This is a genomic window from Frateuria soli (genome assembly GCF_021117385.1).
In the GTDB taxonomy this organism is placed as follows: Bacteria; Pseudomonadota; Gammaproteobacteria; order Xanthomonadales; family Rhodanobacteraceae; genus Frateuria_A; species Frateuria_A soli.
The window spans coordinates 1,604,047-1,622,463 of sequence record NZ_CP088252.1; the positions used below are offsets into that span (position 1 = coordinate 1,604,047).

Below are 18,417 nucleotides of genomic sequence, written 5' to 3' on the forward strand. Positions count from 1 at the left end.
CGGCGGTCGCCGGGCGCTGGCGTCGGGCGCTGGGTTGGGCAGGCACGTCCACTGTCCCCTGAAACCGGCCCATCAATCGCCGCGTTGGCGGCTGGCGCCGCGCGGCCTGTCCGCATGAGTGGCCTGCGGCCGGTTGGTGTACTGGCGTACCGCCTGGGTGCTGGTGCCGACCACGGCGATCGCCTCGCGCAGGTCGTGTTCGGAGATTCGCAGTTGCTTGGACCAGTACCGCATCGCGAACGGATCTCTGTCGTTGATCGTGTTCAGGGTCCGGTCCGACTGGCTCATGATTCACCCATGACCGCGTGGCACTGCGGCAGCACAGTCATCTTGGTGGGCGCGCATTGAAGGCGCCGTCACGTAAAGATGAAACAGTCGTAAACGGTTCCTGCACGAGCGCGACGGGGGCGCATCCATCGTGCTCGCGACATGTGGCGCGTGGCGGCACCAGGGGGCGTTTCCGCGGGGGCATGTGGCGTCATACTCGGACCATGCAGCCTGCCCCGCTCGCCCGTTTCATCGACACCCATCCCCGCCTGTTCGTGCTGACCGGCGCCGGTTGCAGCACGGACTCGGGGATTCCCGACTATCGCGACACCGACGGGGCATGGAAACGCACGCCGCCAATTACCTACCAGGCGTTCATGGGCCAGGAGGGCACGCGCCGGCGCTACTGGGCACGGAGCCTGGTCGGCTGGCGCCACTTCGGCGCGGCCCAGCCCAACGACACCCACCACGCGTTGCACCGGCTGGAAGCGCAGGGACGGCTCGAGCTGCTGGTCACGCAGAACGTGGACGGCCTGCACCAGCGCGCCGGCCAGCGCCGGGTGGTCGACCTGCATGGAAGGCTGGACCAGGTGCGCTGCATGGGCTGCGCCTGGCGCCAGTCGCGCGGGGTCTTCCAGCAGGAGCTCGATCGCCTGAACCCGGGCTGGGCCGAACTCCAGGCCACGGAGGCGCCCGATGGCGACGCCGACCTGGAAGCGACCTACTTCGACGACTTCCTGGTGCCACCCTGCCCGGCCTGTGGCGGGGTACTCAAGCCCGACGTGGTGTTCTTCGGCGAGAACGTGCCACGGGAACGCGTGGCGCAGGGGATGCAGTCGCTGGAGGCAGCCGACGCGGTGCTGGTGGTCGGCTCCTCGCTGATGGTGTTTTCAGGCTACCGCTTCGTGCACGCCGCGGCGCGCACGGGCAAACCGGTGGCCGCGGTGAACCTCGGGAAGACGCGTGCCGACCCGTTGCTGTGCCTGAAAGTGGAGCAGCCTTGCGCGGAGGCATTGGCGTTTCTGCTGGACTGACCTTGCAGGCGCCGCCGATGGCGTTGCTCCACCCTTCCGGCGCGGCCACGACGGACCGGCGCCCACCCGCAATGGCGTCGTCGCTTCATCGACGCGAGCGGAAAAACTCCCGCAGCATCTCCCCCGACTCGGCGGCCAGCAGCCCGCCCTGCACCAGCACGCGATGGTTGTGCCGCTCGGATATCAGCGTGTCGAACACGCTGCCGGCCGCGCCGGTCTTCGGGTCCGTGGCCGCGTAGACGACCCGCCCGATTCGCGCATGGATCAGCGCCATCGCGCACATCGCGCAAGGCTCCAGCGTCACGTAGAGCGTGGCGCCCACGATGCGGTGGTTCGCCAGTTTCTCGCCCGCCGCGCGCAGGGCCATGATCTCGGCGTGCGCGGTGGGGTCATGCAGGGTGATGTTGCGATTCCAGCCCAACCCGACGATCTGGCCCTCGTGTACCAATACGGCGCCCACCGGCACCTCGTTTTCCGCGTCACGCGCGTGTGCCGCCAGTTGCAGGGCGCGGCGCATGCACTCCGTGTCCTGCGGCGAGAACGTCGGCTCGGGCGGCGTAGCGGGATCGATCAGGGACACTCGGGGGACCATTGACGGAAGACGGACCATTGTACCGGGCGTCCTGGGGGAACCGCCCCACGCCAGAGACCGGCTTGACGGGCGATTCAACCCGGGCGCGCCAGCATCGGTGCGTTCGATCGCGAGGAACAGCCATGAATCCCATCGCCGCAGGCCGGACGTTCCCCGACTTCGTCCTTCCCGACCACATCCGAACGCCGCGTCGCCTGTCGGACCCTCAGGGCACGCCCGACCTCATGCTGCTGGCGCTGATCCGCGGCTTGTTCTGCCCGAAGGATCGCGAGCAGCTCAACTCACTGACCGCATGGCACCGGAGACTGGTCGTGGGCAGCTGCCACCGGTTGGTGACCAGGGACCGTTCCGATCCGGAACTCAAGCGGCAGTGGGATACCGGCGACAAGTCGAACTTCCACTTCTACGGCGTCAAGCCGATGGAGCGAACGCTCGTCGGGATAACCGTGGCGATGGACCGGTACGCCGGCTTCGCCTGATGGCTGGCCGGACTGGACCGGGAGCGCCCCGATTGCGCATCTTTGTCACCGGGAGCACCGATGGCCTCGGTCGCGCGGCGGCCCGTACGCTGCTCGGACAGGGCCATCAGGTCGTCCTGCATGCGCGGTCGAATGCACGCGCTTCGGCTCTTGCGGACCTCGCGCCCCGGGCCGCCGGCGTCGCGATCGGGGACCTTGGCAGCCGTGCGGAGACCTGCCGGGTCGCCGAGCAGATCAACGCGATCGGGCGCATGGACGCGGTGGTCCACAACGCAGGCATCTACGCCCGGCCGTGCCGGGAGACGACGCCCGACGGCCACGCCGGCACGTTGGCGGTGAACACGCTGGCCCATTCATGCTGACGGCACTGATGGAACGACCTGGCCGGTTGATCTACCTCAGCAGCGGCCTCCATCGCCAGGGCGAAGGACCGCTGGACGACATCGACTGGACCACGCGCCGCTGGGATCCCTCCCGCGCCTACGCCGAGAGCAAGCTGTACGTCGTGGCGCTGGCCTTCTTCCTGGCGCGCCGATGGCCTGGCGTCATCAGCAGCGCGGTCGATCCGGGCTGGGTGCGCACCCGCATGGGCGGCCCCGGCGCTCCGGTGGACATCGACACGGGACAGCGCACGCAGAGCTGGCTCGCCGCCAGCATGGACCCCGAAGCGCAGGTCAGCGGCCGCTACTGGCACCACATGAAGCCCCAGCAGCCGGCCGCCCAGGCGATGGACCCCGCCTTCCAGGAGACGCTGATGACACGCCTCGCGGAACTGACCGGCGTCGTGCTGCCTGCTTGACCCGGAGATCCCTCCGGGCTACTCCCACTCGATCGTGGCCGGCGGCTTGCCGCTGATGTCGTAGACCACGCGGGAGACGCCGCGCAGTTCGTTGATGATGCGGTTGGAGACCTTGCCGAGGAACTCGTACGGCAGGTGCGCCCAATGCGCCGTCATGAAGTCGATGGTTTCCACCGCGCGCAACGCGATCACCCATTCGTAGGCGCGCGCGTCGCCGACCACGCCGACCGACTTCACCGGCAGGAACACGGCGAAGGCCTGGCTGGTCCTGTCGTAGAGATCCGCCTTGCGCAGTTCGTCGATGAAGATCGCATCGGCGCGGGCAAGCAGCTCGGCGTACTCGCGCTTCACTTCACCCAGGATACGAACGCCCAGGCCGGGACCCGGGAACGGATGGCGATAGACCATCTCGCGCGGCAGGCCGAGCGCCACGCCGATGCGGCGCACCTCGTCCTTGAACAGCTCGCGCAGCGGCTCCACCAGGCCGAGCTTCATGTCCTCGGGCAGGCCGCCGACGTTGTGGTGGCTCTTGATGACGTGCGCCTTGCCGGTCTTGCTGCCGGCGGACTCGATCACGTCCGGATAGATGGTGCCCTGCGCCAGCCACTTGACGTGGCCGTGACCGGCTTCGGTGACCTTGGCCGATTCCTCGTCGAAGATCTCCACGAACAGGCGACCGATGATCTTGCGCTTGGCCTCGGGGTCGGCCACGCCCTCGAGCGCCTTGAAGTAGCGGTCGGCCGCGTCGACGCGGATCACCTTGACGCCCATGTGCTCGGCCATGGTGGCCATGACCTGGTCGCCTTCCCTGAAGCGCAGCAGGCCGGTGTCGACGAATACGCAGGTGAGCTGGTCGCCGATCGCCTTGTGCAGCAGCGCAGCGACCACGGACGAGTCCACGCCACCGGAAAGGCCGAGCAGGACGTGATCGCTTCCGACCTTTTCGCGCACGCGCGCGATCTGGTCCTCGATGATGTTGTCAGCGGTCCACAGCGTGGCGCAGCCGCAGATGTCGACCACGAAGCGCTTCAGCAGCGCGTTGCCCTGCTTCGTGTGAGTGACTTCCGGGTGGAACTGCACGCCGTACCAGCGCCTGGCCTCGTTCTCCATGACCGCCACCGGGATGCGGTCGGTGGTGCCGGTGACGAGAAAGCCCGGCGGGGCCTTGCTGACGTGGTCGCCATGGCTCATCCAGACGTCGAGCCGATGGGTGTCGGTGTGGTCGCTCAGGCCCGCGAACAGGCGGCTCTGCAACGTGATGTCCACTTCGGCATGGCCGAACTCGCGCGCGTCGGCCGCCTCGGTGGCGCCTCCCAGCTGCGCGGCAAGCGTCTGCATGCCGTAGCAGATGCCGAGGATCGGCAGGCCCGAATCGAACACTTCCTGCGGTGCCTTCGGGGCGCCGGGCAGCGTGGTCGACTCCGGACCGCCCGACAGGATGATGCCCCTGGGCGCGTAGCGGGCGATCTCGGCCGGATCGTGGTCCCACGCCCAGATCTCGCAGTAGACGCCGAGTTCGCGCACGCGGCGGGCGATCAGCTGGGTGTACTGCGCGCCGAAGTCGAGGATGAGGATCTTGTCGCTGTGCAGGTCGGTCATGGCTCGGCCTTTGGCTCCCTCGCCCCCGGCGCAGCCGGGGGAGAGGGCTGGGGAGAGGGGGAGGCTTTTGTTGGGCGACCGGGAGAAGGAAAGCCAAGCGAAGGGCCTCCCCCTCTCCCAACCCTCGCCCCCGGCCGCGCCGGCGGAGAGGGCTTTACAGCCACCTCAGGAATTGAGCCGGTAGTTCGGCGCTTCCTTGGTGATCTGGATGTCGTGCGGATGCGCCTCGGTCACGCCGGCGGAGGTCACCTTCACGAACTGCGCCTTGTGGCGCACATCCTCGACCGTGGCGGCGCCGAGGTAGCCCATCGAGGCACGCAGGCCGCCGATCAGCTGGTGGATGATGTTGCGCAACGGCCCGCGGTACGGCACGCGACCCTCGATGCCTTCGGGCACCAGCTTGTCGGCGTCGGCCTCCTCCTGGAAATAGCGGTCCTTGGAACCCAGCGCCATCGCGCCGAGGGAACCCATGCCGCGGTAGCTCTTGTAGGAGCGGCCCTGAAACAGTTCCACCTCGCCCGGGCACTCTTCGGTACCGGCGAACATCGAGCCGAGCATCACGGTGGAGGCGCCGGCGGCCAGCGCCTTGGGAATGTCGCCCGAATAGCGGATGCCGCCGTCGGCGATCAGCGGGATCTCGTCTTTCAGCGCGCTGGCGACCATGTCGATCGCGGTGATCTGCGGCACGCCCACGCCGGCGACCACGCGGGTGGTGCAGATCGAGCCCGGGCCCACGCCGACCTTGACCGCGTCCACGCCGGCATCGAGCAGCGCGCGCGCCGCCTCGCCGGTGACGATGTTGCCGGCGATCACCTGCACCTGCGGGTAGCGCTTCTTGACCCAGCCGGCGCGCTCGATCACGCCCTGGGAATGACCGTGCGCGGTGTCGACCACCAGCACGTCGACGCCGGCCTCGACCAGTGCCTCGACGCGCTGCTCGGTGTCGCCGCCCACGCCGACCGCGGCGCCGACCAGCAGGCGCTCGTGCGAATCCTTGGCGGCATGCGGGTTGTCGCGCGCCTTCTGGATGTCCTTGACGGTGATCAGGCCGCGCAGCTGGAAGTCGTCATTAACCACCAGCACCTTCTCGATGCGGAACTTGTGCAGCAGCTGCAGCACTTCGTCCTGGCTGGCGCCCTCGCGCACGGTGACCAGCTTGTCCTGGCGCGTCATGATGTTGCGCACCGGGTCTTCCAGCTTGCGCTCGAAGCGCAGGTCGCGGCTGGTGACGATGCCGACCAGCTTCTCGCCGTCGACCACCGGCACGCCGGAGATGTTGTGCGCACGGGTCAGCTGCAGGACCTCGCGGATGGAGGTATTGGGACCGACGCTGATCGGGCTGCGGATCACCCCCGCCTCGAACTTCTTCACCAGCCGCACTTCGGCGGCCTGGTGCTCGGCGGTCATGTTCTTGTGGATGATGCCGATGCCGCCCTGCTGGGCCATGGTGATGGCCAGCCGCGCCTCGGTCACGGTGTCCATGGCGGCGGACACGATCGGGATGTTCAGGCGCAGGTTGCGGGTCAGCCGCGTGGAGGTGTCGACGTCGCGCGGGAGGACGGCCGAATGGGCCGGAACGAGGTAAACGTCGTCGTAGGTCAGGGCCTCGGCGAGGATGCGCATGCGGGGGGTCTCGCTGCAAAGATGGGATTATACGCGTGCTGGCGTGGTGGTCGCCAGATCCACACCCGGCAAAGACCGGCAGGAGCCCACTCGTGGGCGATGCTTTGCCTGCGATCCGCCAAAGAGCATCGCCCACGAGTGGGCTCCTGCAAGAGCCGACCATCCAGCCCCATCGTGATCAGGTGCGGGCTTCGGCGGCCTCGAGGGTATTTTCGATCAGGGTCGCGACCGTCATCGGACCCACGCCGCCCGGTACCGGCGTGATCCAGCTTGCGCGCTCGGCCGCCGGGGCGAACTCCACATCGCCCACCAGCCGCCCATCGTCGAGCCGGTTGATGCCCACGTCGATCACCACCGCACCCGGCTTGATCCATTCGCCCTTGACCAGCCCCGGCTTGCCGACCGCGACGATGACAATGTCGGCCTGGCGCACGAACGACTCCAGGTCGCGCGTAAATCGATGGCAGCAGGTGGTGGTGCAGCCCGCGATCAGCAGTTCCAGCGCGAGCGGTCGCCCGACGTGGTTGGATACGCCCACGACCACGGCGTGCTGCCCGCGTACCGGGCGGTCGGTGTGCCCGAGCAGGGTCATCACGCCCTTGGGGGTGCAGGGGCGCAGGCCGAAGCGGCGCAAGGCCAGCCGGCCCACGTTCACGGCCTGGAAGCCATCCACGTCCTTGTCGGCATCGATGCGGTCGACCAGCGCGTCCTCGTCGATGTGCGGCGGCAGCGGCGACTGCACCAGGATACCGTGCACGGCCGGGTCGGCATTGAGCTTGTCGATCAGCGCGAACAGCTCGGCCTGCGTGGTGCTGGCCGGCAGGTCGTAGTCGAAGGAGCGGAAGCCGACCTGGTGGCAGGCCTTGCGCTTGTTGCGCACGTAGACCGAGGAAGCCGCATCGTCGCCCACCAGCACCACCGCCAGGCCCGGTTCGGGCAGGCCCTGCGCCTTGCGCTCAGCCACGCGCCGCCCGATGCGATCGAGCAGTTCCTGGGCGATGCGCTTGCCGTCGAGGATGCGTGCGGTCATGGGTCTGCCTGTTCTGCAAAGGCGCCTATTATCCCGCAAACACCCCGGGCCATCGTAGGGTGGCCGCCCCGACCCGGGCCTGCTTCCACACTCCCGGATGGGCGGAAGCCCACTCCATCGCGACGAACGGACCGACATGCCCCTGCCCGCCGACCTGGAACTTGCCGAAGGCCCACTGCTGTTGCGTCCATGGCGCCCGGAAGACGCTCCCGCGTTGCACGTGGCGGTACAGGAGTCGCTGGAAACGGTCGGTCGCTGGCTGCCCTGGTGCCATGCCGGCTACGGCCTGCAGGAAGCGCGCGACTGGATCGCCCATTGCCGCGAGGGCTGGACCGCGGAGGAGCATTTCGCCTTCGGCATGTTCGAAAGCGACAGTGGCGCCCTGCTTGGCAGCGTGGGCCTGAACCAGCGCAACCGCATGCACCGCAGCGCCGCGCTGGGCTATTGGGTGCGCCAGTCGCGGCAGGGCGAGGGGCTGGCATGGCGGGCGACCCAACTGGCCGCGCGCTTCGGATTCGCCGTGCTGTCGCTGGCGCGCGTGGAAATCGTCGTGCTGCCGGACAACCACGCGAGCCGGCGGACCGCCGAGCGGGCGGGAGCCCGGTTCGAGGCGATCGCGCGGCACCGGTTGTGGCTGCCCGAGGGTGCCCGGGATGCGGCGGTGTATGCGCTTGTGCCGGGAGACCTGGAACAGGGTTAGACGCGGCCGCGGCCGTCGATGCGCGACGGAACAGAATCCGCCCGCGACGGGATTACTTCTTGCGCTTCTTCATCTCGCGGATCATCCGCTGGCGCTTGCGCTGCTGGCCTTCGGTGAGGACGTTCTTGCGGCCGGCGAACGGGTTGTCGCCATCCCGGAAGTCGATCCGGATCGGCGTGCCTTCCAGCCGGTAGCGCTTGCGGAAGAAGTTCTCGAGGTAGCGGCGGTAGGCCGGCGCGATGTGCTTGGTGCGGCTGCCGTGGATGACGATGGTCGGCGGGTTGGAGCCGCCCGGATGCGCGAAGCGCAACTTGGGTGCGTGGCCGCGCACCAGCGGCGGCTGGTAGGCCTCGTAGGCCTTTTCCAGCGTACGGGTGAGGTCGGACGAACCCAACTCGTGGGTCGCCGAGGCGTGCGCACGCACGATCGCACGCATCAGTTCGCGCAGGCCCGAGCCGTGCAGCGCCGAGATGAAGACCGTCTTGGCCCAGTCGACGAACACCAGCTTGCGCTCGAGCGTCCGCTGGCACTGCTCGCGCTGGTAAGCGTCCATGCCGTCCCACTTGTTGACGGCGATCACCAGTGCGCGGCCCTCTTCGACCGCGTGGCCGATCAGGGTGAGGTCCTGGTCCGCCAGGTTCTCGCGAGCGTCGATCATCAGCACGACGACCTGGCTCGCGGCCATCGACTGCAGCGTCTTGATGACGCTGAACTTCTCAACGGCTTCTTCCACGCGCGCCCTGCGGCGCACGCCAGCGGTGTCGATCAACGTGTAGCGCTTGCCGTCGCGCTCCAGCGGCACGCGGATGGGATCACGCGTGGTGCCGGCGACGTCGGAGACGATCAGCCGGTTCTCGCCGAGCAGGCGGTTGATCAGGGTGGACTTGCCGGCGTTCGGGCGGCCGACGATGGCGACGCGGATGCTGTCGTCCTCGACGAGCGCTTCCGATTCGTCTTCGTCCGGCGGGAGCAACGGCAGCGCAGCGGCGATCAAGTCGTCCGTGCCGCGGTTGTGCGCTGCCGACAGTGGCAGCATCGCGGCGATGCCGAAACGGGCGAACTCGCCGAGGGCGTCCTGCTCCTCCAGACCGTCAGTCTTGTTGACCGCCAGCAGGATCGGCTTTCCGCTGCGGCGCAGCTCGCCCAGGATGCCCTGGTCCTGCGGCAGCAGGCCGTCGCGGGCATCGACCACGAATACCAGCACCTGCGCCTCGTCGATCGCCAGGCGCACCTGCTGCGCGGTCAGCGCATCGAGGCCCTCCTCGACGCCGGACAGGCCGCCGGTGTCGACCACCACGAACGGGCGCGGCCCCAGGTGGCACACGCCGTAATGGCGATCGCGGGTGACGCCCGGCATGTCGGCCACCAGGGCATCGCGGCTGCGCGTCAGTGCATTGAAGAGGGTCGATTTACCGACATTGGGACGACCGACCAGGGCGACGACGGGCAGCATGATTCAGCATCTTCCTTGCGGGCGATCAGCGCGCGCCGCCGAGGCGGTAGGCGCCGATGCGGCCTTCCACGTCCTCGACGTACACGACGTCACCCACCACCAGCGGCTGGGCACGGATGGCATGCCTGGACAGACGCTCGCGCGCGGCCAGCGCACCGTCGCCGGTCTGCAGCCAGTGCACGTAGCCTTCGATGTCGCCGACCACCACGTAGTCGCCCTGCACCGCCGGCCCGGTCAGCCAGCGGTACTTGAGCTTGTCGTTCTTCCACATCTCGGCGCCCGAGCTCTTGTCGAACGCCCACACCTGCGACTCGTCGTCCACGGCATAGAGCGCATTGCCCTTGGTGGCGAGCGACGTGTAGGTGGAGAACGGATGTGCCCAGATCGGCCGTCCGCTGGGGCCGTCGATGGCCACCAGGTTGCCGTGGTAGGCACCACCGTAGAGCGTGCGGCCGTCGAGCAGGATGGTCCCGTCCGCGTCGTCCAGGCGCTCGATCTCCGTGCGGCCCTCGCCGCTGGCGAGATTCTGTTCCCACAGCTTCTCGCCATTGTCCAGGCGCAGCGCGACCAGCTTGCCGCCGTCGCTGCCGAAGAACACCACGCCGTTGGCGACCAGCAGCGGACCATTGCCGCGCAGGCTGAGCAGCGGCACCTCCCTCTGGTCGTACACCCAGCGGCGCTCGCCCGTGGCCGCGTCCAGGCCGTAGACGCGGCCGTCGCCGGTGCGCACCACCACCAGGTCGCCGACGATCACCGGCGAAGCCAGTACCTCGGACTTGAGCATGGCCTCCCAGCGCGGGCTGCCATCCTTCGCGTTGACGCCGTAGACGTGGCCGTCGAGCGTGCCGACGGCCAGCAGGTCGCCGCTGACCGCAGGGCCGCCGGCGTAGAAGGCGTCCTTGCGCTTCTTGTCGCCCCAGCCGAACCAGCCGTGGGTGCGCGAGCTCTTGGACCAGATCGTCTTGCCCGTGCTGGCGTCCAGCGCGACCAGCTTGCCGTCGGCGCTGTCCGCGTAGAGCACGCCGTCGACCACGGTCGGGCGCAGCCGCACGCCGGTGTCCCCGGCGCCATCGCCAATCGTCTCGCGCCACAGGCGGGTGACCTGCACCGTGGGCTTGAAGTCCTTGGAAAGCGGCGTCGGCGGCTGGACATTTTCCTTCTTGGCGTTATGGCAGCCGGCCAGCGCGACCAGGCCTACCAGCGCCACCACTACCGCCCGCTTCATGCCCATCACCTTCATGCGCCCTGCTTCCCGGCCACGGCCAGATCGTCGAGTTTGAGTTGCAAGGCCGCGCGCTGGGGCGCGTCTGCAGCCATCGCGGCCAGTGCCGCCTGGTAGGCCTTGCGCGCGTCGTCCGCGCGATCAAGCTTGACCAGCGCATCGCCGCGTAGTTCCTGGCGCAGCGCTTCATAGCCCTTCGCGTTGACCGCATCGAGCGTCGCCAGCGCATCCTTGGTCTTGTCGGCGGCCATCTGCACCTTGGCCGTGCGCAGCTCGATGAGCGGCTTCAGCGCGTTGTCGCCCACATGGCTGCGTGCCCATTCGAGGGAAGCCAGCGCCTTGTCCAGCTGCCTGGCCTCGACCAGCCGCTGCGCCTGGTCGCCCGCGGCGAACACGGCGTAGGTGGACTTGGCGTAGTCCTTCTCCAGGCGATCGACCAGCTTGTCGGCCTCGCTGGCGTTGCCGGAAGCCAGTGCGGTCTGCAGCTGCTGGTAGAGGTTGGAGGCCTCCATCTCGCGCGTGGCCTGGTGGTTGCGCCACTGCTGCCAGCCGAAGATCGCGACCAAGCCGATAACGATGCCGATGACGATGGACAGGCCGTTCTGGCGCAGCCATTGCTGTACTCGTTCGCCTTGCTCGTAATCGTCGTATGCGTCGAATGCCATGCAGTTGTCCGTCAAAAGCGCGCGCCGCGACGGCTGGGCCGACCCGGCGCTGGGAAAAATGTAGGTTGGAATGCCATGACCGCGGTGCGCCGCGGTCAATGGGCAAGCATAACCGATGCGCCGCGGGGGCGGGAAAAATCTGCACGCGGGAGCGCGCCCTGTGTGCGACCGGCATGGCGGCCTTGCACAGGGTGCGTTGCTGCAACCGGAGGAACGATCAGGCGCCGCTGGGGGCGGGCTTGCCGTCCTGCACCCGGAAGTGCGCCACGTTGGCGCGGCAGTAGGCGTCCAGCGGCAGCGGCTGGCCATCGATGCTGACCTTGGCGCCGCCGGCATTGCCGATGCGCACGTCCAGCGGCTGCGCGCTGTTCCAGGTCTTGCTGGCGCCGGCCGGCAACAGTCCGTATTCCAGCCGCGAGCCGTCTGCGGCGACCACTTCGACCCAACTGGCCTCGGCCAGCGTAAGGCTCACGCTGTGTCCGCCCGGCACCGCGGCCACCGGGGCCGGCGCGGTGGTGGCGGCCTGGGGCTTGGCGGCGGTCAGGCTGCCACCGTCCAGGCCGGGAAATGGCGCCATCGACGCCATCAGCGGCTGATCCTCGGCCGGCGAGACGGCCGGCTTGCTCGCGGTGGTCGCCGCGCCGGTCCTGGTGCTGTCGCTTGCGAACTGCGCCGGGGCGTCCTGCTGGGCGACCGGCGTGGCGTCCAGCGGCGCCAGGTGGCTGAGGTCACGGTCGAGCGTGCCGCGCACGCCCAGCCACACCATCGGCACCACGATCACCGCGGTCAGCACCACGTAGGTCGCGGCCGTCGCGTAGCGTTCGAGCAGGTAGCGCGAATGCGACATGCCGCCGGTGGCCACCAGCGTCGGTTCGGCGCGCTTGAGACTCGCCAGTTCCGCCTGGATGGCGTCCTCGTCCATGCCCAGGTGGCGGGCGTACTTGGTGATGTAACTGGCCAGGTAGACGGCGTAGTCGATGCCTTCGCGCTGGTTGCTCTCCAGCTGGCGCAGCACGCGCGCAGGAAGCTTGAGCACGTGCGCGCAGGCGTCGAGGTCGAGGCCACGCGCCTGGCGTGCGGCGCGCAGGCGGCTACCGAAACTGGGGGACTGGTCGTTCGACGGGCCATCCGTGATCGCCGCGACGGCGAACAGATCAATCGCGCGATGGCCGGGATTGGACTGCTGGAAGGTCATGGGCTAGCGGGTGCGTCGAGGGCGTGGGCCTGCTCCGAATCCGGGAACTGGCTCTGCAGTCGCCTGCGGTAGTTTTGGGCAGCATCCGTGTTGCCCAACCGGTTTTCGATGTCGAAGCCGAGCTTGAGTGCGTCGGCGCTAGGCTGTCCCAACGCGTCGAAGCGCTGGATGAACGCGCGCGCGCGGAACGCATCGTTGTTCAGGTACAGGGCCCTGGCCAGGTGCAGCAGCGCATCGCCGTTCTGCGGGTTGGCGTCCAGCGCCCTGCGCAGGCTCGCCTGGGCGCCGGCCAGGTCGTTCATGCGCAACTGGCAGATGCCCTTGTTGGTCAGCGCCACGTCCGGCGTCTGGTAGAACGGGTCCCTCAGCGCCGTGTCGAAGTACCTGAGCGCTTCGGCGCCCTTGCCGATGCGACACAGGAACGTGCCCAGGTTGTTGTTCGGCATGCCCTTGTCAGGTTCCAGCTGGGCTGCGCGGCGGTAATGCTGCTCAGCCTGGGCGGGGCGGTTGATGCGCTCGTCGAGCACCGCGAGCACGGTGTGCGCCGGGGCGTAGTCGTCGTCGAACTGGAGCGCCCTGTTGAGCTTTTCCAGCGCGGTCTTGAGATCGCCGTTGGCCATGTACTGCTGGCCGAGCTCGGTGTGGATGCGCGCCGCGTCCTGCGCTTCCTGGCTCTGGCTGGTGCGCGGCATCCGACCGAGGCTGCCTTCCTCGGTGGTCGTGGTGACGCATCCTGCCAGCATGAGTGCCAGTGCTGCCCCCGTCCAGCGTTCATGGCGCATGCGCGACTCCTAGTCCCTGGTCAAGGCGCTTACGGAATTCGGCCTGCCGGCGCGTGCGGTCCAGCACCTGGCCCTTCAACTGGCCGCAGGCGGCGTCGATGTCGTCGCCGCGGGTACGGCGCAGCATGGTGAGGACGTTCGCATTGAGCAGCTGCGTCTGGAACGCGCGGATGGTCTCGACGTCCGAGCGCTCGAAGCGAGTGCCGGGGAACGGATTGAACGGGATCAGGTTCACCTTGGCGCTGCCGGTCGGCAGCTTGCGCATCAGCTTGATCAGCTGCTTCGCATGCTCGGGCTGGTCGTTCACGCCCTTCATCAGGGTGTATTCGAAGGTGATCGAGGTACGCGGACGACGCTCGATCCAGCGCAGGCAGGCGCCCATCAGCTCGGCGATCGGGTAGCGCTTGTTGAGCGGCACCAGCTCGGTGCGCAGCTCGTCATTGGCCGCGTGCAGCGAGACGGCAAGCGACACGTCGATCGCCTCGGACAGCTTGTCGATCATCGGCACCAGGCCGGCGGTGGAAAGCGTCACGCGCTTGGACGCCAGGCCGAAACCCAGGTCGTCGCGCATCAGGCTCATCGCCGTAACCACGTTGTCGAAGTTCAGCAGCGGCTCGCCCATGCCCATCATCACCACGTTGGTGATGCGGCGGTTCTGGTGGGTCACGTTGCCCAGGTGCTTGGCGGCCACCCAGACCTGGCCGATCACCTCGGACGCGGCGAGGTTGCGGTTGAAGCCCTGCGTGGCGGTGGAGCAGAACTGGCAGTTGAGGCCGCAGCCGACCTGCGAGGACACGCAAAGCGTGCCGCGGGTCGGCTCCGGAATGTAGACCGCCTCGATGGCGTTGCCGCCATCCATGCCCAGCAACCACTTGTGCGTGCCGTCGGCGGCGGCCTTGTCGAACAGCGTCTTCGGCGGACCGACGTAGCACGAGGCCTCGAGCTTGGCGCGCAGCGCCTTGCCCACGTCGGTCATCTTGCCGAAGTCGTCTTCCAGGCGGTGATAGATCCACTTCATCACCTGCTCGGCGCGATACGGCTTCTCGCCGAGCTGCGCGAAGAAATCACGCAGCCCCTGGCGATCGAAATCGAGCAGGTTGACCTTTTCGCTTGCGACGTTCGGGTCGGATTGGGTGGAAGTGACCTGGTTCATTTTGAGAGTGCGGCCATGGCTGGCCGCTTTTTGCCCTTCGCGCTCATGGATGAGCGCACAAGTTACCTGGGGGAGACTTCCGTCTCCGCAAAGAAGTAGGCGATCTCCACCTTGGCGGTCTCGGCGGCATCGGAGCCGTGCACCGCGTTGGCGTCGATCGAGTCGGCAAAGTCGGCGCGGATCGTGCCCGGCGCGGCGTCCTTCGGGTTGGTGGCGCCCATCAGCTCGCGGTTCTTCGCGATGGCGTTCTCGCCCTGCAGCACCTGGATCATCACCGGGCCGGAGATCATGAATTCGACCAGCGCGTTGAAGAACGGGCGCTCCTTGTGCACCGCGTAGAAGCCTTCGGCCTCCTTGCGGGAGAGCTGCTTCATCTTCGCGGCGATGACCTTCAGGCCGGCCTGCTCGAAACGGGAGTAGATCTGGCCGATCACGTTCTTGGCGACGGCGTCGGGCTTGATGATGGAAAGGGTGCGCTCCAGCGCCATGGGTCTGCTCCGGGAAACTGGTATCTGAGTGGGCTGTCGGCTGGCTTGCCGATCAATGTAGGACTAAATCCGACACGAAATGCGGATTTAGCTCACGAAAGTTTGACAGATTCTAGCCTGATCGCAAGCGGACCCGGCGTGAAGCAAACGGCCGTTTGACGGGCCGGAAGCCCCGCGCGTATGCTCAAACGATCGTTTGATTCCTGCCCCTGCGAGCGAGCCCACGCGTGAACAGTTCCGCCTCGACCAAGGAACGCATCCTCGCCGCCGCCGAGGTGCTGTTCGCCCAACGCGGCTTCGATGGCGCGTCGCTGCGCCAATTGACGGCGGCTGCCGGCGTCAACCTCGCGGCAGTCAACTACCACTTCGGATCCAAGGACAAGCTGGTCGAAGAGGTGTTCCGCCGCCGTCTCGATACGCTGAACGCACACCGACTGGCGGCCCTGTCGAAGGTCGCCGGCGATCCCGATGCCACGCTCGAAGACGTGCTGGATGCCTTCATCCGCCCTGCCCTGTCGCTTTCGGGCGACGGCAGCGGCTCCCTGTTCATGCGCGTGCTGGCCCGCGCCTTCGCCGAGCACGACGATCACCTGCGCCAGTTCATGTCCGAGAACTACGGCCACGTCATGCGCCAGTTCACCGCCGAGTTTGCCCGCCTGCTGCCCGGGCTCAGCCGCGAGGAGCTGTACTGGCGCATCGATCTGGTCACCGGCGCGCTGACCCATGCGATGTCCGGCTTCGGCATGATCCAGCGCAAAGGTGACGTCAGCGAAGCGGCCCACCGCGAGCAGACGATCGCGCACCTGGTCCGCTTCGCGAGCGCCGGCCTGAGCCATCCCTGATTCCTTTCCGACCTCACCGGCCGGCCACGACCGGCTGCCTAGCCTCTTTCCGTTTCGCTGTCCGCATCCCCTGGAGAAGCCAATGCCCGCAACACTACGCATCCGCAAGGCCGCCGTGCTGGGCGCCGGCGTCATGGGCGCGCAGATCGCCGCGCACCTGACCAACGCCGGTGTCGAAACCGTGCTGTTCGACCTGCCCGCCAAGGAAGGCCCCAGGAGCGGCATCGCGCTCAAGGCCATCGAGAACCTCAAGAAGCTCTCGCCCGCGCCGCTGGCGGACAGGAACCTGGCCTCGGCGATCATCCCGGCCAACTACGACGAGGACCTGGACCACCTGAAGGAAGTGGACCTGGTGATCGAGGCGATCGCCGAGCGGATGGACTGGAAGCTGGATCTCTACCGGAAGATCGCCCCGCACCTGTCCAGGACTGCGGTGATCGCCTCCAACACGTCCGGCCTGTCGATCAACACGCTGGCCGAGGCCCTGCCGGAGGAAATGCGCCACCGCTTCTGCGGCGTGCACTTCTTCAACCCGCCGCGCTACATGCACCTGGTCGAGCTGATCCCGACCCGCCTGACCGATGCCAGCGTGATCGAAGGCCTGGAAGCCTTCCTCGCCACGACGGTCGGAAAAGGCGTGGTCATCGCCAAGGACACGCCCAACTTCATCGGCAACCGCATCGGCGTGTTCTCGATGCTGGCGACCATGCACCACACCGAACAGTTCAAGCTCGGCTTCGACACGGTCGATGCGCTAACCGGGCCTGCGATCGGCCGCCCCAAGAGCGCCACCTACCGCACCGCCGACGTGGTCGGCCTGGACACCATGGCGCACGTGATCAAGACCATGGGTGACACGCTGGCCGACGATCCGTGGCACAAGTACTTCAAGACACCCGCCGTGCTCCAGGGGCTGATCGATGCCGGCGCGCTCGGCCAGAAGACCGGTGCCGGCTTCTACAAGAAGGTCGGCAAGGACATCCTCGTCCTCGACCCAACCAAGCGCGACTACGTGCCCTCCGAACAGAAGGCCTCGGATGAGGTGGCCGCCATCCTCGCCATCAAGAACCCGGCCGAAAAGTTCGCCAGGCTGCGCGCGTCCAGCGATCCGCAGGCACAGTTCCTGTGGGCGATCTTCCGCGACCTGTTCCACTACACCGCCTACCACCTGGCCGATATCGCCGATACCGCGCGCGACGTCGACTTCGCCATCCGTTGGGGTTACGGCTGGAAGCTTGGGCCGTTCGAGACCTGGCAGGCCGCCGGCTGGCAGCAGGTCGCCGGCTGGATCGCCGAGGACATCGCCGCCGGCAAGGCGATGAGTGATGCCCCGCTCCCGGCCTGGGTCACCGACGGGCGCAACGGCGTGCACGTCAGCGAGGGCTCCTGGTCCGCCGCGTCCAACAGCTACAAGCCGCGCTCGACGCACCCGGTCTACGCGCGCCAGCTCTTCCCCGACGCGATCCTTGGCGAGAAGTTCGACCAGGGCACCACCGTGTGGGAGAACGACGGCGTGCGGCTGTGGACGCTGGGCGACGACGGCGTAGGCATCCTCTCGTTCAAGACCAAGATGCACACGGTCAACGACCACGTGCTCGACGGCATCCAGCACGCCATCGGCATCGCCGAAGAGAAGTTCAAGGCGATGGTGATCTGGCAGGCCAGCGAGCCGTTCTCCGCCGGTGCGGACCTGAAGGGTGCGCTGGGCCTGCTGAAGGACGGCAAGTTCGACGCGTTCGAGTCGATGGTCGAAAACTTCCAGCGCACCAGCATGCGCATCAAGCATTCGCTCGTTCCCGTGGTCGCCGCCGTGCGCGGCCTGTGCCTCGGCGGCGGCTGCGAGTTCCAGATGCACTCGGCCCGCACCGTGGCCGCGCTGGAAAGCTACATCGGCCTGGTCGAGGCGGGCGTCGGCCTGCTGCCGGCCGGCGGCGGCCTGAAGGAACTGGCGGTGCGCGCCGCGAACGCCAACCCGGCCGATCCGTTCGAGTCGCTCAAGAAGGTGTTCGAGACCGTGGCGATGGCCAAGGTCTCCGGCAGCGCACTGGAAGCGAAGCAGCTCGGCCTGCTGCGCGACTCCGACATCGTCGTTTTCAACGCTTACGAGTTGCTGCACGTGGCCAAATCGGTCGCCACCGCGCTGGCCGAAAGCGGCTGGCGCCCGCCCCTGCCCGCCCGCGCGATCCCGGTCGCCGGCGACACCGGCACGGCGACCTTCAAGGCCTCGCTGGTCAACCTGCAGGCCGGCTACTTCGCTTCCGAGCATGACGTGGCGATCGCCAGCCGCATCTCCGACACGCTCTGCGGCGGCGGCATCGAGCGTGGCTCGCTGGTCGACGAGGCCTGGCTGCTCAAGCTCGAGCGCAGGCACTTCGTGGAGCTGGCGAAGACCGAGAAGACCCAGGCCCGCATCGCCCACACGATGACGACGGGGAAGCCGCTCAGGAATTGAGGCGGTACGGGATTCGAGATTTGGGATTCGGGATTCGAAGAG

19 protein-coding genes are annotated in these 18,417 nt (G+C 67.8%); 7 read left to right on the plus strand and 12 right to left on the minus strand.

The window, feature by feature from the left end:
• Nucleotides 1-72: 72 nt before the first annotated feature.
• Nucleotides 73-288, minus strand: coding sequence for a DUF3606 domain-containing protein (locus LQ771_RS07340; RefSeq protein WP_231351693.1), 216 nt, complete (start codon nucleotides 286-288; stop codon nucleotides 73-75).
• A gap of 203 nt (nucleotides 289-491) precedes the next feature.
• Here LQ771_RS07340 and LQ771_RS07345 point away from each other — a divergent pair, with 203 nt between their 5' ends.
• Complete coding sequence (locus tag LQ771_RS07345) at nucleotides 492-1,301, plus strand: NAD-dependent protein deacetylase (RefSeq protein WP_231351694.1); 810 nt, start codon at nucleotides 492-494, stop codon at nucleotides 1,299-1,301.
• An 85-nt stretch (nucleotides 1,302-1,386) separates the two neighbouring features.
• Here the strand turns inward: LQ771_RS07345 and tadA are convergent, their stop codons facing one another.
• Entirely contained in the window at nucleotides 1,387-1,875 is a 489-nt protein-coding gene (gene tadA, locus LQ771_RS07350) for a tRNA adenosine(34) deaminase TadA (protein ID WP_255674246.1), read from the minus strand.
• 140 nt (nucleotides 1,876-2,015) lie between these two features.
• Here tadA and LQ771_RS07355 point away from each other — a divergent pair, with 140 nt between their 5' ends.
• The 3 genes from LQ771_RS07355 to LQ771_RS07365 are packed head-to-tail and all read left to right on the plus strand — an operon-like array spanning nucleotide 2,016 to nucleotide 3,171.
• A complete protein-coding gene (locus LQ771_RS07355) occupies nucleotides 2,016-2,372 on the plus strand; it encodes a thioredoxin domain-containing protein (protein WP_231351695.1) in 357 nt (118 codons plus the stop codon).
• Between the two features lie 32 nt (nucleotides 2,373-2,404).
• On the plus strand, nucleotides 2,405-2,734 hold the full coding sequence (locus LQ771_RS07360) for an SDR family NAD(P)-dependent oxidoreductase (RefSeq protein WP_231351696.1): 330 nt from the start codon (nucleotides 2,405-2,407) through the stop codon (nucleotides 2,732-2,734).
• 8 nt (nucleotides 2,735-2,742) lie between these two features.
• A complete protein-coding gene (locus LQ771_RS07365) occupies nucleotides 2,743-3,171 on the plus strand; it encodes a Rossmann-fold NAD(P)-binding domain-containing protein (protein ID WP_231351697.1) in 429 nt (142 codons plus the stop codon).
• An 18-nt stretch (nucleotides 3,172-3,189) separates the two neighbouring features.
• On the opposite strand, the gene guaA is transcribed toward LQ771_RS07365, so the two are convergent.
• From guaA to folD, 3 genes are all read right to left on the minus strand, one after another.
• A complete protein-coding gene (guaA, locus tag LQ771_RS07370) occupies nucleotides 3,190-4,770 on the minus strand; it encodes a glutamine-hydrolyzing GMP synthase (RefSeq protein WP_231351698.1) in 1,581 nt (526 codons plus the stop codon).
• A gap of 165 nt (nucleotides 4,771-4,935) precedes the next feature.
• Nucleotides 4,936-6,393: an IMP dehydrogenase gene (guaB, locus tag LQ771_RS07375; RefSeq protein ID WP_231351699.1), complete on the minus strand. Its 1,458-nt coding sequence runs from the start codon at nucleotides 6,391-6,393 to the stop codon at nucleotides 4,936-4,938.
• 178 nt (nucleotides 6,394-6,571) lie between these two features.
• The gene (folD, locus tag LQ771_RS07380) at nucleotides 6,572-7,423 is read right to left on the minus strand and encodes a bifunctional methylenetetrahydrofolate dehydrogenase/methenyltetrahydrofolate cyclohydrolase FolD (protein ID WP_231351700.1); all 852 of its coding nucleotides are present in this window, start codon (nucleotides 7,421-7,423) and stop codon (nucleotides 6,572-6,574) included.
• Nucleotides 7,424-7,559: 136 nt separating this feature from the next.
• On the opposite strand from folD, the gene LQ771_RS07385 reads away from it, so the two are divergent.
• Nucleotides 7,560-8,123 carry a GNAT family N-acetyltransferase gene (locus LQ771_RS07385; protein WP_231351701.1) on the plus strand — a complete coding sequence of 188 codons (564 nt, stop codon included), beginning with the start codon at nucleotides 7,560-7,562 and terminating at the stop codon, nucleotides 8,121-8,123.
• Between the two features lie 52 nt (nucleotides 8,124-8,175).
• On the opposite strand, the gene der is transcribed toward LQ771_RS07385, so the two are convergent.
• The 7 genes from der to ndk all read right to left on the minus strand — a co-directional run bounded on the left by der (nucleotide 8,176) and on the right by ndk (nucleotide 15,081).
• Nucleotides 8,176-9,576: a ribosome biogenesis GTPase Der gene (der, locus tag LQ771_RS07390; protein WP_231351702.1), complete on the minus strand. Its 1,401-nt coding sequence runs from the start codon at nucleotides 9,574-9,576 to the stop codon at nucleotides 8,176-8,178.
• A gap of 25 nt (nucleotides 9,577-9,601) precedes the next feature.
• A complete protein-coding gene (gene bamB, locus LQ771_RS07395) occupies nucleotides 9,602-10,816 on the minus strand; it encodes an outer membrane protein assembly factor BamB (protein ID WP_425491330.1) in 1,215 nt (404 codons plus the stop codon).
• The gene (locus LQ771_RS07400; protein ID WP_231351704.1) at nucleotides 10,813-11,463 is read right to left on the minus strand and encodes a YfgM family protein; all 651 of its coding nucleotides are present in this window, start codon (nucleotides 11,461-11,463) and stop codon (nucleotides 10,813-10,815) included. The genes bamB and LQ771_RS07400 overlap by 4 nt, the downstream gene beginning before the upstream one ends.
• Nucleotides 11,464-11,680: 217 nt before the next feature.
• Nucleotides 11,681-12,658, minus strand: coding sequence for a helix-turn-helix domain-containing protein (locus tag LQ771_RS07405; RefSeq protein ID WP_231351705.1), 978 nt, complete (start codon nucleotides 12,656-12,658; stop codon nucleotides 11,681-11,683).
• A complete protein-coding gene (gene pilW / locus LQ771_RS07410) occupies nucleotides 12,655-13,440 on the minus strand; it encodes a type IV pilus biogenesis/stability protein PilW (RefSeq protein WP_231351706.1) in 786 nt (261 codons plus the stop codon). The genes LQ771_RS07405 and pilW overlap by 4 nt, the downstream gene beginning before the upstream one ends.
• Nucleotides 13,430-14,593 (minus strand): dual-specificity RNA methyltransferase RlmN, encoded by a 1,164-nt coding sequence (rlmN, locus tag LQ771_RS07415; RefSeq protein WP_231351707.1) that lies wholly within the window; start codon nucleotides 14,591-14,593, stop codon nucleotides 13,430-13,432. The genes pilW and rlmN overlap by 11 nt, the downstream gene beginning before the upstream one ends.
• Nucleotides 14,594-14,655: 62 nt before the next feature.
• Nucleotides 14,656-15,081 (minus strand): nucleoside-diphosphate kinase, encoded by a 426-nt coding sequence (gene ndk, locus LQ771_RS07420; protein ID WP_231351708.1) that lies wholly within the window; start codon nucleotides 15,079-15,081, stop codon nucleotides 14,656-14,658.
• A 227-nt stretch (nucleotides 15,082-15,308) separates the two neighbouring features.
• Between ndk and LQ771_RS07425 the strand changes: the two genes are divergently transcribed.
• The gene (locus LQ771_RS07425; protein WP_231351709.1) at nucleotides 15,309-15,923 is read left to right on the plus strand and encodes a TetR/AcrR family transcriptional regulator; all 615 of its coding nucleotides are present in this window, start codon (nucleotides 15,309-15,311) and stop codon (nucleotides 15,921-15,923) included.
• Nucleotides 15,924-16,005: 82 nt separating this feature from the next.
• Complete coding sequence (locus LQ771_RS07430; RefSeq protein ID WP_231351710.1) at nucleotides 16,006-18,375, plus strand: 3-hydroxyacyl-CoA dehydrogenase/enoyl-CoA hydratase family protein; 2,370 nt, start codon at nucleotides 16,006-16,008, stop codon at nucleotides 18,373-18,375.
• Nucleotides 18,376-18,417: the final 42 nt, after the last annotated feature.

What these genes read in the sequence shown, in the direction of transcription:
- LQ771_RS07340 (WP_231351693.1), bottom strand. Translation starts at nt 288, where the DNA reads ATGAGCCAGTCGGACCGGACCCTGAACACGATCAACGACAGAGATCCG.
- LQ771_RS07345 (WP_231351694.1), top strand. Translation starts at nt 492, where the DNA reads ATGCAGCCTGCCCCGCTCGCCCGTTTCATCGACACCCATCCCCGCCTG.
- LQ771_RS07355 (WP_231351695.1), top strand. Translation starts at nt 2,016, where the DNA reads ATGAATCCCATCGCCGCAGGCCGGACGTTCCCCGACTTCGTCCTTCCC.
- LQ771_RS07365 (WP_231351697.1), top strand. Translation starts at nt 2,743, where the DNA reads ATGGAACGACCTGGCCGGTTGATCTACCTCAGCAGCGGCCTCCATCGC.
- guaA (WP_231351698.1), bottom strand. Translation starts at nt 4,770, where the DNA reads ATGACCGACCTGCACAGCGACAAGATCCTCATCCTCGACTTCGGCGCG.
- guaB (WP_231351699.1), bottom strand. Translation starts at nt 6,393, where the DNA reads ATGCGCATCCTCGCCGAGGCCCTGACCTACGACGACGTTTACCTCGTT.
- folD (WP_231351700.1), bottom strand. Translation starts at nt 7,423, where the DNA reads ATGACCGCACGCATCCTCGACGGCAAGCGCATCGCCCAGGAACTGCTC.
- LQ771_RS07385 (WP_231351701.1), top strand. Translation starts at nt 7,560, where the DNA reads ATGCCCCTGCCCGCCGACCTGGAACTTGCCGAAGGCCCACTGCTGTTG.
- der (WP_231351702.1), bottom strand. Translation starts at nt 9,576, where the DNA reads ATGCTGCCCGTCGTCGCCCTGGTCGGTCGTCCCAATGTCGGTAAATCG.
- bamB (WP_425491330.1), bottom strand. Translation starts at nt 10,816, where the DNA reads ATGAAGGTGATGGGCATGAAGCGGGCGGTAGTGGTGGCGCTGGTAGGC.
- LQ771_RS07400 (WP_231351704.1), bottom strand. Translation starts at nt 11,463, where the DNA reads ATGGCATTCGACGCATACGACGATTACGAGCAAGGCGAACGAGTACAG.
- LQ771_RS07405 (WP_231351705.1), bottom strand. Translation starts at nt 12,658, where the DNA reads ATGACCTTCCAGCAGTCCAATCCCGGCCATCGCGCGATTGATCTGTTC.
- pilW (WP_231351706.1), bottom strand. Translation starts at nt 13,440, where the DNA reads ATGCGCCATGAACGCTGGACGGGGGCAGCACTGGCACTCATGCTGGCA.
- rlmN (WP_231351707.1), bottom strand. Translation starts at nt 14,593, where the DNA reads ATGAACCAGGTCACTTCCACCCAATCCGACCCGAACGTCGCAAGCGAA.
- ndk (WP_231351708.1), bottom strand. Translation starts at nt 15,081, where the DNA reads ATGGCGCTGGAGCGCACCCTTTCCATCATCAAGCCCGACGCCGTCGCC.
- LQ771_RS07430 (WP_231351710.1), top strand. Translation starts at nt 16,006, where the DNA reads ATGCCCGCAACACTACGCATCCGCAAGGCCGCCGTGCTGGGCGCCGGC.